Consider the following 13,555-nt stretch of genomic DNA (forward strand, 5'->3'; position numbering starts at 1 on the left):
ATGAATGTTATGAATAATGCTAAAAGTAAAAAGTCCTTACTTCTTTATTTAATTATTTCTTTATCATTTCTGCTGTTTGTTGGTCAAAACATAATCATAGAGCGAGGGTCAATTGCTTATTGGTTATTTCTTTTCCCAATGTTGTTACTATTAGTTAACACGCGAGAAATAGTATCCAACATTTGCCTCAAGACCTGGCCAATTTTACTGATGTTAGTTTTGGTTGTATTTTGGGGGTTCTGCATAGGGGAACCCCAAATACCTTTGCGAATCGCTATTTTATTGTTAATGATTTCTTGGTTGCAACTCAATGATGCTCAAATTAAGACCAAGACCTTATCTTATATCTATATCGCTACGATTTTAATTTCCATTTTAATGGGAGTTACCTTCGAGAACTTTAATCAATGGGGAGTGATTCCGGGTACCAGCTCAAGCGTGGTGGGTAATGTCTGGCGAGTTTCATTTCTGCCTAATATTGTGAATACTGCTTTTTTTTCTCTGTTTATATTTATCGTTTGTACTAAAGATTTAAAGACCTGTCGTGACAACAAATTTGCCATAGGCTTGTCCCTTTATTTTATTGTTTTTTCATTTGTGCGAAGCGCGCTGATCTCTTTAGCGATTTATCTTTTTCTACATGTATTGTTTTCTATGATCAGAAGCAAGAGGCTAGTGTTTTTATTGTCCATTATTGCGGTTATTGCTTCGAATTTATTGGTTGCTTATTCGTTAGAAATTCTCCAGGCCATTCAGTCATGGCCATTAGTCGATAGAGTTCTATTAAGAGGTGAACATAATCTAACGGCTAGGGAAATGTATGTACAATTGTATCGACCTTGGCAATGGAAAGAGCAATGGAGTATATTTATGCATAGCCCTCACTGGATGGGAGAGGGGCTCTATGATTTTAATATGATGAGCACTTCAGACCTAGGCAAATCTGTTTATAAAAGTGACGCAGAGTCATTATTGATAGGCATGTTAGCTCGATACGGCCTTCCTGCTTTGTTATTTTATGGCTTTTTATTATTCCAGAATTATAAAAATGCCCTACAGTCAGACCAATGGGCTTGCGCTGTATTTCCAGCAATTATTTTTATTTGTATGAATTACGGGACTATATTTCATCCTGCTAATGCTTTATTTGTGATGTATTTTTTATTACTTTTAGGGGGTAAGAAAACCTTTATTTAAGGTTTAGTTTAACTCTTAGAATACATGATGTACGCTCAATGGAGGCAACTTAGCCTGGGTGCTTAGAATAACAAAGAATGGAAACTAGGATTTTATTAATGATAAATGAGCAGAAAATATTAGCCATTATCCCTGCACGAGGAGGTTCTAAAGGACTTCCGGGGAAAAATATTTATACCTTTGGTGGCAAGCCATTGATTGCTTGGACTATTGAGGCGGCAAAGGCTTCTTTGTACATCGATAGACTTATCTTGTCATCTGATGATGAGGATATTATTAATGTAGCAAAGTCTTATGAATGTGAGGTCCCATTCACGCGTGATCCTCAACTCGCTCTTGATGATACGCCTAGCATCGATGTGGTTATTGATGCAATTAATCGTTGCCCAGGTTATGACTGGATCTTACTGTTGCAACCAACATCGCCATTACGAGTAGCTCATGACATCGATGAGGCTATTCGTTGTTGTATGGAACAAGAGGCGGATGCTTGTGTGTCTGTCAGCGAGGTGAAGCAGTCACCTTATTGGATGTATACCCTGAGCGACTCACGGACACTGAAACCAGTCATATCGTCCCCTATCCCTGCTAGACGACAAGATCTGCCTCCGTGTTACACACTGAATGGGGCTATTTATTTAGCTAAAATAAATAGTCTACTCCAGTCTAAAACGTTTATCTTAGCCAAAACCGTTCCTTATTTACTGCCAGAAGAAAGAGCCATTGATATCGATACTTTAGATGATATTTTACTAGCAGAAAGTTTATTAAACTCGCTTTAAGACACGAAAATTTTAATTGGTGCACTGTTCAATCACCATGACGAGAATGATTACTTTAAGATTATTTTAAATCGGTGCTACAATCGGCCTTTTTTAAACAAGTATTTGATTGAAAATAGCTATAGATAATTCAATTAAGAAATTTGTAATGAGGCCAGGAGTCTTCGCTCATGCATCGCGATCTATCTTTAGAGAAAATTAATTCCGCTTTTGATAAAGTAGAACAAGAGATTGCTGTTTCCTCTTGGGAGATAGATGGGTTAAAGATATGGCCATTGATTAGAAATAATCATTGGCTTTATTTGCTATCACAAAAAGTGTTTGATCCTAATAATCAAATTGCACTAAATAATAAGCCAACACGGCAATTAAAAAAAATTTTATTAGCAGGCCGGTCTTTAGTGCGCGCTAGACAAATTGATAAAGGGAAAAATGATAGGTTAAGAAAGACCGATCTTTTAATCGCGGTAACTTCCTCTACTCGTTTTTTTAAAATTGATGGGGCATGGTATACCCCTTACTCTGACTCTTTGATTAAGCATTTTCGTGAAGAAAATATAGACTCTCTGGTATTAGAGTTTGCCAGCGATGGTCGGTGTTTGCTTCCACGCTTTGCCCCATCAGTCTTCCTACAAAATCAATCCTATTATTTGTCTATTCTGGCAAGACTAAGAGGAAAACTCAACTTTCCTGCATTAAATGAACAAATTGCGGGTTGGGATGATTTTTTGGCAATTATTGATAAAGAATTAGGAGCCGATTGTCGTCCAGATATTAATACAGTACGTACTAAAGCACGGCAAATTCTTCTTCATGAGCAATGGTTTAAAAAAATACTAAAAATTACTCAACCTAAAGTGGCTATAGTGGGGTTTTCCTATTGTTCTGCCGATGCCATGGGGCTTATAAGAGCCTGCCGTCAGTTAGGTATTTTGACTATAGAAATTCAACATGGGGTTCAGGGCAACGAGCACATAGCTTATCGTCGTTGGGCAAAGTTGCCTGAGCAAGGCTACGATACCTTGCCTGAAATATTTTGGACCTGGGGAGAAGACGAAAAAAGGAATATTGATTCTTGGGCAAATAGCCGGCCTAAAGCGCATAGAGCTCTAGTCGGAGGGAATCCTTGTTTACATATTTATGATCAAAAGGGTTCCGCTGATAAAACATTACTAAAGAAGAGAGTGGGGGGGGCTTTAAATGTGTTATTTACGGCGCAAGCCTTTGATCGTTTGCCTGAGTTCTTTATAGAGGCAGTTCGTCAGACTCCTGACTGGACGTGGTGGATTCGACTGCATCCACAGTATGGGACTGTGAAAGAACCATTACGAAAACAGTTAGTTGCCAATAATCTATCTAATGCCATTATAAGCACATCCAGTGACCTTCCTCTGATTAGATTATTGGAACAATGCGATGTTCATGTAACAGAGTTTTCAAGTAGTGTTTTAGAGGCTAAAACTTGTGGTGTTGCCTCAGTAGTGATACATCCTTCTGGCGTTAATATATTTAAAGAGTTAATCGCTTCCGAACATGTCGTGTATGCAAAGTCTGCTGAATTATTGATTTCCGCTATAAAAATGCAAGAAAAAAAGAAAATTCATGGGATTAGTCTAGAGGATGGCTCATGCTTTTTTCCTGATATAATGAATGAAATAAAAAAACGCACTCATTCAGCGGTAGAAGCAGTAATAACGTAAGGAATATAAGAATATGTGTGGTATCTTAGGTGGTTGGTACTCGTTCCTCCCTAACTCCTATAAGAGTGCTATTTCTTCTGCGATGCATTTACTGCGCAACCGGGGACCCAACGCTCAAAATTATGAGGTTTTTACTGGTCCTCAACAATCTGCAATTATCCTAGGCCATACTCGTTTAGCCATTATTGATTTATCATCTAATGCGAATCAGCCCATGTCTTCTCGTGATGGGCGCTATACTCTCGTTTTTAATGGGGAAATTTATAATTATCAAGAGTTGCAACGAGAGCTGGCCCACTTAGGCTATGTTTTTGAATCTAAATCTGACACAGAAGTTTTATTAACCGCGTGGCATGAGTGGGGGGCCTCGTGTTTAGATAGATTATTGGGTATGTTTGCATTTGTTGTTTATGATAAACAAGCACAAACACTGACCTGTGTCCGTGATGCTTTTGGAATTAAACCTTTTTTCTATGTTAATGATTCAGCAGAATTTTTATTTGCTTCTGAATTACCAGCCTTATTAAAACTTCATAATAAAAAGCCTAATATTGATTTACAGCGTAGTTATGATTATCTAGTTCATGGGCTATATGACTGTCAGGAGCGTTCATTTATTGATGGTATTAAACATTTATTACCTGGGCATATGATGTCGTTTGATTTAAACAATGCTCGGTTGAGTGCTCCTGTGGCCTGGTATCATCCGAAAATTAATGAGCGTAGTGATTTGAATTTTAATCAAGCTACAGAAGCTGTTCGTGAGCAATTTCTGGAAAATATTCGTTTGCATTTACGTAGCGATGTTCCTTTGGGAGCCTCGTTATCAGGAGGTATTGATTCCTCCGCTATTGTATGTGCTATGCGCTATCTCGAACCAAAGTCCCCCATTCATACCTTTAGTTACATTGCCAAAGGAACAGATGAGTCAGAAGAACATTGGATAGACAGAATCAATCAACATGTTAATGCCATTCCGCATAAGGTTGTGGCTCATCATCATGAGCTGATGCATGATTTGGATGATATGCTGATTGCGCAGGGAGAACCTTTTGGTGGAACTAGCATTTATGCGCAATACCGGGTATTTCAATTAGCGAGAGAGGCTAATGTCACTGTGGTACTTGAAGGGCAGGGAGCCGATGAAATGCTGGCAGGCTATAACGGTTATCCAGGGCAGCGGTTATTGAGTTACTTGGAAAAAGGTAAAATATTAGCATCCTTGCGATTTGCAAGGAAATGGAGCCAATGGCCTGGTAGAAACTATATAAAAGCCTGGATGGATCTTGGACGTATTTTATTGCCAGACAATTTATATGCCCAGGGAGGGAAATTAATCGGCCGTGATAACGAGCCGGCCTGGCTGAATACCGAGTATTTTCGTGAACAAGGAATTCTACTTAAGGAAACTAGAGTTTCTGGAACGCATTCTGGTAAGGGACGGCGAGTCGTAGAAAAAATGGCCTCCTCACTACAAGGTAAGGGTTTAGCTCAGCTATTAAGGCATGGAGATAGAGATTCAATGCGCTTTTCTGTAGAAAATCGCGTCCCTTTTCTGACTCAACCGATGGCTAATTTACTGTTATCATTACCTGAACACTATTTAATTTCAGATTGTGGTCAGACTAAGCATATATTCCGTTCTGCGATGAGGGGAATTGTACCTGACGATGTTCTTGATAGGCGAGATAAAATTGGATTTGCTACTCCTGAAAAAACATGGATGTTTAGTATGGCACCTCAGATTCGAACCTGGTTGGAGGCGAGCAAGGAAATACCTATTTTAAATTCTTCAGCATTACTGTCCCATTTTGATAATATCGTTTCAGGAAAGTCTCGTTTTAACTGGCAAGTATGGCGTTGGGTCAATTACATTAAGTGGTATGAAATAATGATAGCCTAAATTGGGCTCGTGATCTTTTAGTTAAGAAGTGATATACGCTCTCAATGTCCCGTACTTTATGCGTAGGATCTAGAAAGAGTAAGTCCCTTAGCTTAATCGTAGTGTAAATTAGATCCTCGATTCAAATTCTAAGAACCAATTAAGGTGTTTTTCTTCATAATGAATATATTATTTTTACATGGTGTATCTGCTTTTGGTGGTTCAACCAAAAGTTTATTAGAGCTTTATACTCAATTAAAACAACATGGAGTGCAGGGGACTGTTGTATGTCCTTCTGGAAAATCAGAAAAAGCATTGTCAGGAGCAGGCATGAAGACTATTCGTGCTTTGGGATTAACGCAGTTTGACAATACACTTTATGGACACTATCGAGGTTTAAGATGGCTGATTCTGTTAAGAGAGCTACTTTTCCTTATTCCAACCTTATTTGCTTTATTGCGGGTGAAGTATACTGCAAAACAATTTGATGCGATTCATGCTAATGAAATAACTCTATTACCTTTGGCAATACTGACGAAGAAACTGTTTAAATGTCCTCTTGTGGTTCATGTCCGTTCGGTGCAAAGAGGGAGTTCAAATGACTGGCGTAGCCAAATATTATTTAAGATGTTAAAAAAACATGCTAATACCGTAATCGCTATTGATGAAACAGTGAAGGCGTCCTTACCCGATCTCGTTGAGGTACAGGTTATTCATAATGGCATTAATCTTTCTGATAAAGTTCGGTTATTAAATGAACGAGTTATGCCTGAGGTTCCTGCTGTAGGAATAATTGGGGCGTTGTTACGGCTTAAAGGAGTTTATGAATTTTTAGAGGCTGCTCGTATTTTAGTGAATGAGCGTGGTCACAAGGTACAATTTATTGTGGTTGGAGAAAATGCACGCTCCTCAAAAGGTCTAGTTGCTTGGATTTATAGATGTCTAGGATTTTCTGATGATGTGATGGCCGATATGTTGCAATTTATTGCTGCACATAATCTGCAGCATGCAGTAAAGGTTCGGGGTTTCGTTCAAGATGTTAGAACAGTATATTCTGAGTTAGATATTCTTTGTTTCCCATCTTATTTGAATGCTGCGGGAAGACCTGTCTTTGAAGCCGCACTATTTGGCATCCCTAGCATTGTTGCTATCAGGGAACCTCAATCGGATACTATTATCAATAAGGTTACCGGGCTTTGCATCGATCATCCTGATCCCCTTGTTCTAGCTGATGCAATTGAAACCTTGGTTAAAAATCCCCAAGAAAGAATTCAATTAGGTAATAATGCACAAGCACTGGCAGTGAATAATTTTGACATTACTAAAAACGCTATTTTAGTTGTTGAAATTTACAGGGCATTACAGCAGGAAGCCAAGCTACTTTTGTCATCCAGAGCGTAATAGATGTTACCTAATGGCACTAGTTAAGCTTTATGTAGCGTGGATTAGCGTAGTGTAATCCAGGACCCCGTATTACACTACGTTAATACGGGCTACAATTTTCCTTGAAACTCTTCAGATCGAACGGTTTTGTTGCGATTAGTTGGTCATTAAGATCTGGTTTCGCTACAAGGCTCTTCTATCCTTTTATAGAAAAATGAAATTTTTTCAAATAATTGATCAAGCGCAATATCAAATGTAATATCGAAAATATCGCGGTCTCGCCAAAGAATTTTCTTGGCCAATAACCACATTAATACACCTAATAATTCTTGTTCACTTTTGCAAGCAGAGTTTAGCGCTGGATGCGATGGTGGGCTTAATTTATTTACTGCCAAATTCAGGTCATTGATATCTAATTTAATTCTAAGAAAATATTCCCTACAGATAATTTTAACCTTTATTCGCATGTTTTCCTTTTTTTCTTGCATATAAACCATTTATCAATAAATTACAGGGCAACAGGTTACCCCCATCCATCTAAAGCTAAATAATCAAAAGCCTTAGTACGGTACTCAGCCATGGCCTTTTCATCCTCTGCATCAACCCAACGGGCACAGGATACATTTACCGTATTTATCAATACAATCCACCTTTCCGGGGAGATCGAGTAAATTCATTACATGTTGGTTATGAGCCAATTGCATTACTGATGCGGGAATGGAAATTCTTCGTTTTTGGCACGAACGAGCCGGTAAGAAGCGGGGACTTTAACCGCCTTATCCTGAAATGACGTTAACTTAGTGTCATTTCAGAATAATCACAAAAATTATGTGGATTTAATTTTTTACAGAGAGAAATTTATTTTTTTATTGAATTACCTACTAGATGTTATTTTTGAAAAAAATTAAAATGGTCTTGGAAAAAATCTCTAAAATTCAGCATAGTAGATGTTTGTGATAGAGATCAGCATTTTTTAGGACAATAACAGTAATAGGGCCGTCTCATACAACCTATATCCTGAGGACAGGTTGGCCGATTACTCATAACATAGGGAATAAAAATAATAGATTATGGAACAATTAACGCAATTAAGCTCATGGGTTAATTTAAAAAAACATGCTGAGGTAATGCGATTCACTGAAATCAATAATTTAAAAAATTCAATTTCTCGAAACAATTTATTAACGCTATCATCTAATAAAATTCAAGTTAACTTTAGCAATCAATTGGTCGATGAAACGACTATTGATTTGTTGATTTCGCTTGCTCTAGAGAGAAATCTGCCGCAAAAAATTAAAGCATTAATCAATGGAGAGATTGTTAATCTCAGTGAATATAGGCCTGCTTTGCATACAGCTATTCGCGTTCTAGACGATACTCCGATAATTGTAGATGGGCACAATGTTATTCCTGATATTATAGCAGCCCGTCAGCGCATGAAAGAAATTTCAGAGCAAATACGTTCGGGGCAATGGCTAGGATTTTCGGGTAAACCAATTACAGATGTCGTCAATATTGGAATAGGGGGCTCCGATCTCGGTCCTCGCTTATGCATTAAAGCCTTATCATATCTAACTGCGAAGCATTTAAAATATCATTTTATTTCTGATATGGATCCTTATGCCTTTACTAACGTAGTGGCACAATTGAATCCTGAGACAACCCTCTTTATTGTTTCATCCAAATCGTTTACCACTAAAGAAACTTTATATAACGCTAAAAAAGCGTTGAAGTGGCTGGATAGCCCAGAGCATGTAGACAAACACTTCATTGCAGTAACAGCAAATATCGATAAAGCCAATGCATTTGGGATTAAACAGGTGCTGCCTATTTGGGATTGGGTTGGTGGTCGATTCTCATTATGCTCTGCTATTAATTTAATTACAGCAATAGCGATTGGCTATGAGAATTTTTATGACTTGCTGGTTGGGGCTAATTCCATGGATAAACATTTCCATAATGAGGATTTTGCATCCAATATACCAGTTCTTCTAGCGCTTATTTCTATTTGGAATAATAATTTTTTAGATATTCATAACTTACTAATACTCGTTTATTCGCAACAATTAGAATACATAGTGCCTTATCTTCAGCAGCTGGATATGGAAAGCAATGGTAAGTCTTTGGATAATTTTGGACGTCGTGTCAATTATGCCACAGGGCCTATTTTATGGGGTGGCTTAGGGAACCAGGCACAGCATAGTTATTACCAATTACTTTGCCAAGGAACTCATCAAGTCTCTATAGATTTTCTGACTATAGAACAATTTAAAGATGAACCAATTCATCAGATGTTTGAAGCAAAAAGAATGGTTTTAACTAAAGGGATTCATGAATCGAATCATCCCAGTGAGGAAATTATGGGAAATAAACCGTTAAACCATATTCAATTGGCTGATTGCACTCCATTTTCTTTAGGACAGTTAATCGCGCTTTATGAGCATAAAATTTATGTACAAGCAGTTATCTGGGACATTAACCCTTTTGATCAACCAGGAGTGGAAAGCGCTAAAAAAATTAGTAACTCTTATTTGGCCTTTGTTTAAGAAGTAACCGTAGGTTGGGTCGCGACCCAACATTAAGCGCTTGTGGGCTGTCCCAACCTACTTGCTGTGCTCCTTGTCTCCTTGCATGCTCCTCACCACTGCGAGTTTGGCAAGAGGTCTATTCTTAGACGAATTACCGGCGAAAGCCGGTATCCATAGGACATTGAGTGGTTAATGGATGCCGATTTTCGTCGGCAATTCAAATGAGGTAGGAAATGGCTTTGTTGAGACGGTATTCGAATCTTTACTGGTTCAGAAGAGCGACGCATTATTTCATAAAACTAAACTGTCTTGAATTAGCTTATTGGTTTTGGAGAATAAGTGGTGGTCAGGCCAAAGAGAACGACCTATTCACTAGCATTCAATTTGATCTAATAATTCAATCTGCTCATTAATATTGATCATTTGATTTTGCCAATATACAGGTGTATTAAACCATGGAAAACTCAAAGGAAATGCTGGATCGGCCCAGCGCTTTGCGAGCCATCCTGAGTAATGCAGCATGCGTAATGTACGTAATACTTCGATTAAATGGCGTTCGCGTGGATTAAAATCATGAAACTCACAATACCCTTGTAAAATCTTCGTTAGTTGCTCGTCCATTTGTTTTGATTCACCTGAAAGCAACATCCAAATGTCCTGTATTGCTGGGCCCATGAGGCAATCGTCTAAGTCCACAATATGAGGGCCTGATTCGCTCCATAACACATTTCCTGCATGACAATCACCATGCAAGCGTATTTGAGCAACTGGACCTATGTATTTAAATATCTCAGTGATTTTTTGTAAGGCTGTTTCAACTGTTTTGCAAAAGTTAGCTTTTAAATAATCTGGAATAAAGTTTTGCTCAATGAGAAATTCGTACGGATCATGACCATAATTTTGAGTATTTAATTGGATGCGATGTTGAAATGATTGACATGCACTGACCGCATGTAAGCGTCCTATAAACCGTCCCATCCATTCTAGTTGTTCGCTATTATCCAATTCTAGTGCACGGCCGCCGCGTCTAGGAAAGAGTGCGAATCTAAAATCATGATGATGGTGTAAGGTCTGGTCATTTATAATTAGGGGCGCAATAATAGGAATTTCATGTTCTACTAATTCAAGTGAGAACTGGTGTTCTTCTAAAATAGCTGCTGAACTCCAGCGATGAGGTCTATAAAATTTAGCGATAAGGGGTTCAGCCTCTTCAATCCCTATTTGATAAACGCGATTTTCGTAGCTATTGAGTGGGAGTAGGCTGCCTGTGCAACGAAAGCCAGTGCTTTCAACGGCATCAAAAATAGCCGTTGGATCGAGTCGATCATAGGGTGTTTGATTCTCGTGATTCAACGGTGAATCCTCTTGGGTAAGTATGGAAATGCATTATACAGATTGTTTGCAGCAAGCATAGGTCAAGGCTATTCACAAATTATAGATTAAAGGCCTATATTTGACCATTTGCATATACTTGCTCCAATGAGTCCCCATAAAATGATATATCACCTGGATGTATGTTCTTATCCAGGTGATTAATGTTTGTAAGAATTTGACTAGTATCAATAATTGTTTCTTGCTGAAAAGCCGATGTTATCTGAATCTGACTCCTCTATAACATTTGGCTCTTCAAGTAGCGTTGGCATGTCTTGTGGTTGAGGCACATCGACTAATTTTTGATAAATTTGTGAAAAGATCTCCAATCGTTTTTCCAGTGTCTCTTTTAATTGCATACGAATATTTTCATCGCTGATGATTGTATTGATGATGTTTTCATATTGAGAAAAAGGGGTCTCAGTAATTTTTTTCAATGCAGATAAAACTTCATCAGTTCTAGCTTCTGAATTAAGAATTTTTAAACAAGAGGGGTGCATTAAGAATGTCTTCTTCTTAAAACATTCGTTAAAAAAATCAATTGTATCTTTCGTTATACGATTTTGAATGTTTTCCTCGGTCAACTCTTGGTTGTCTGTATTCAGACGAAAGATAAAATTTAATTCTCTGAATACACTATCATAGTTGTTCTGCTTTTTTGTAGAAAAATAGCGTGAGAAGCAAAACTCCGGATCTAGCCTTCTAATCAATAAATCCTCATCCTTCGCGACGACAACTACATTGCTGATATCAGTATCTCCCAAAAAGTAGCTGATCACTAAGGAGAAAATTAAATTCTTGACTGATTTTTGGAAATTAAAAATATCTTCCCCTTCAGCTAGGAAGTCAATTTTTGAGCCTACTCTATAATAAGTGGGCTCAAGATCCTCATCCAGATCTTCATCAGCGGTTCCTTGACCAACGAAATACTCAGGTTGTCCTTCTCCCATTAATAAGGCATAGAAATTACCGCCACATGCCGTTAATTCTATTGAGGTTTTTAATGAGTGATGATGCCATTTCTCTTTGTTATAATATAACTCTCCTCCTGTAGCTACAAAAAACCTTTTATGAGTTACTGTATCTTCAGCTTCTTTACTATCAGTATTAATTATTTGTACTACTTGATTACCACCAAGAGAGATATATTCGTCGAACTCTGACTCAGTAGAAGTCTCTGATATCATCGGTGTACCATTCATCAACGGACTTCTCATCACAAAGGGGCTTCCCGAGTTGCTTATGTTGGTTATAAATGGACTTCCTGTACTACTTAGACTGGGGCTTGTTTGATCACCATAACCATCTGCTGAATCAGACTCACGTTTCCTTTTTGTCTGCAACTTGGATAAATTCGGTTTTTTGGGGCTAAAAGAAAAAAGGCTAAACTTATAGTTCATAAATATTACCGTAAAATACAAATATTATACATAAAATTATTGAATAAGTCATTTTGATTTAATTTTGTTTATAATTTTCTGACTTTATGAGGCTTCTTCGAAAACTTGACTGAGGGGGCTAACTGATTCGTCGATGCGGTGCTCGAATTCTCACACTTCATCTCCCTTTGCTGGTTTGCGAAGAGGTCTGTTGTAATGTAGAGATGTATCCCCAGAAGAAAGATAATGTACTACTCCTTGCTCATCCTCCAGCAGCAACAACCCTTCCTGATTTATTCCCCTGGCAACACCAGAAATAGTTGTTGACGACTGAGATACAGTAATATATTTTCCGGCCAGATAGTCTTGTTGATTCCATTCGTCCATAAAAGCATTCAGGCCTTTATCAATAAATTCATAGATATAATGCTCTAAATTAATGATCAATTTTGCAATGATTTGATTGCGGTCATATTGTCGTTGGGTGATTTCATATAAGGAACACCAAGGCTTATCGGGAAGAGGGTGATTTTTCGTATCCGTATTAACGTTTAAACCAATCCCTATAATAACTTGTGCATTGCCATGAGATTCAGCAATAATTTCTATTAAACTGCCACACAATTTTTTATCCCTCCATAAAATATCATTAGGCCACTTTATTTTAATGTCAGAGGAGGGGCTAAACTCATTAATCGTAGCTAAGACGGCTAAACTGGTTATAAGACTTAATCCAGATAATCTTGAAAGGTCACAGTTTAGGTTCCAGCGACTGGAGCAATAAATATTTTCACCAAAGGGAGAGTGCCAATTCCGGCCAAATCGCCCCCTTCCTTGAGTTTGTATTTCTGCACAGCAGATATCAATAGAGCTCATTCGAAACTCTACTGTAGAGGAGAGTTGCTTCGTCACTACAGTGCTCGAATCCTCATGTACTTGCGTGTACATCCCTGTTTTGCGTTCCGTGCCTTCTCGCTCTGCAGCGAGTATCGAAAGAGCTCTAATAGATTGACTTAGAGGAAGATCTTTTAAATAACGATTGGTCGAATCTATTGAGGTAAATAAATGAATGTTAAAAAAACGATTAAAGCCGTGCTGTTGCAGGGCATTGGCTATTTGTTGTTGCTCTAGTAATGCTAATGGATTAGGTAATTGATAGCCTTGATGAGGTATACGAGCAATGGGAATACCCAAAGCAATTAATTGATTGATTTGCTTCCAAATCGCGGAACGTGTAATCCCTAAGGCCTGTCCTAATTCGTTACCGCTATGACAACATCCATCGCCAAGAATTTGCAGCAAGGTCAGTTGAGAGTGATTTAATTGCATCATA

General features: G+C 38.0%; 10 protein-coding genes. 6 read left to right on the plus strand and 4 right to left on the minus strand.

What is annotated here, in order from left to right; translation table 11 throughout:
• The 5 genes from LFA_RS03550 to LFA_RS03570 all read left to right on the plus strand — a co-directional run bounded on the left by LFA_RS03550 (position 1) and on the right by LFA_RS03570 (position 6,962).
• Entirely contained in the window at positions 1 to 1,197 is a 1,197-nt protein-coding gene (locus tag LFA_RS03550; protein ID WP_045094954.1) for an O-antigen ligase family protein, read from the plus strand.
• Positions 1,198 to 1,295: 98 nt separating this feature from the next.
• Positions 1,296 to 1,979: an acylneuraminate cytidylyltransferase family protein gene (locus LFA_RS03555; protein ID WP_045097392.1), complete on the plus strand. Its 684-nt coding sequence runs from the start codon at positions 1,296 to 1,298 to the stop codon at positions 1,977 to 1,979.
• A gap of 170 nt (positions 1,980 to 2,149) precedes the next feature.
• Positions 2,150 to 3,679, plus strand: a complete 1,530-nt coding sequence (locus LFA_RS03560; protein ID WP_045094955.1) for a glycosyltransferase family protein — start codon at positions 2,150 to 2,152, stop codon at positions 3,677 to 3,679.
• A 13-nt stretch (positions 3,680 to 3,692) separates the two neighbouring features.
• Entirely contained in the window at positions 3,693 to 5,582 is a 1,890-nt protein-coding gene (gene asnB, locus LFA_RS03565) for an asparagine synthase (glutamine-hydrolyzing) (RefSeq protein ID WP_045094956.1), read from the plus strand.
• Between the two features lie 159 nt (positions 5,583 to 5,741).
• Positions 5,742 to 6,962, plus strand: coding sequence for a glycosyltransferase family 4 protein (locus tag LFA_RS03570; RefSeq protein WP_045094957.1), 1,221 nt, complete (start codon positions 5,742 to 5,744; stop codon positions 6,960 to 6,962).
• Positions 6,963 to 7,111: 149 nt separating this feature from the next.
• On the opposite strand, the gene LFA_RS03575 is transcribed toward LFA_RS03570, so the two are convergent.
• A complete protein-coding gene (locus LFA_RS03575; protein WP_157010270.1) occupies positions 7,112 to 7,432 on the minus strand; it encodes a hypothetical protein in 321 nt (106 codons plus the stop codon).
• Between the two features lie 582 nt (positions 7,433 to 8,014).
• Here LFA_RS03575 and pgi point away from each other — a divergent pair.
• Positions 8,015 to 9,490 (plus strand): glucose-6-phosphate isomerase, encoded by a 1,476-nt coding sequence (gene pgi, locus LFA_RS03580; protein WP_045094959.1) that lies wholly within the window; start codon positions 8,015 to 8,017, stop codon positions 9,488 to 9,490.
• Positions 9,491 to 9,844: 354 nt separating this feature from the next.
• On the opposite strand, the gene LFA_RS03585 is transcribed toward pgi, so the two are convergent.
• From LFA_RS03585 to LFA_RS19345, 3 genes are all read right to left on the minus strand, one after another.
• Positions 9,845 to 10,825 (minus strand): serine/threonine protein kinase, encoded by a 981-nt coding sequence (locus LFA_RS03585; protein ID WP_045094960.1) that lies wholly within the window; start codon positions 10,823 to 10,825, stop codon positions 9,845 to 9,847.
• 206 nt (positions 10,826 to 11,031) lie between these two features.
• A complete protein-coding gene (locus LFA_RS03590) occupies positions 11,032 to 12,243 on the minus strand; it encodes a hypothetical protein (RefSeq protein WP_045094961.1) in 1,212 nt (403 codons plus the stop codon).
• Between the two features lie 150 nt (positions 12,244 to 12,393).
• Positions 12,394 to 13,554: a biotin--[acetyl-CoA-carboxylase] ligase gene (locus LFA_RS19345; protein WP_084602108.1), complete on the minus strand. Its 1,161-nt coding sequence runs from the start codon at positions 13,552 to 13,554 to the stop codon at positions 12,394 to 12,396.
• Between the last annotated feature and the right edge of the window lies 1 nt (position 13,555).

Source organism: Legionella fallonii LLAP-10 (assembly GCF_000953135.1).
Taxonomy (GTDB): domain Bacteria; phylum Pseudomonadota; class Gammaproteobacteria; order Legionellales; family Legionellaceae; genus Legionella; species Legionella fallonii.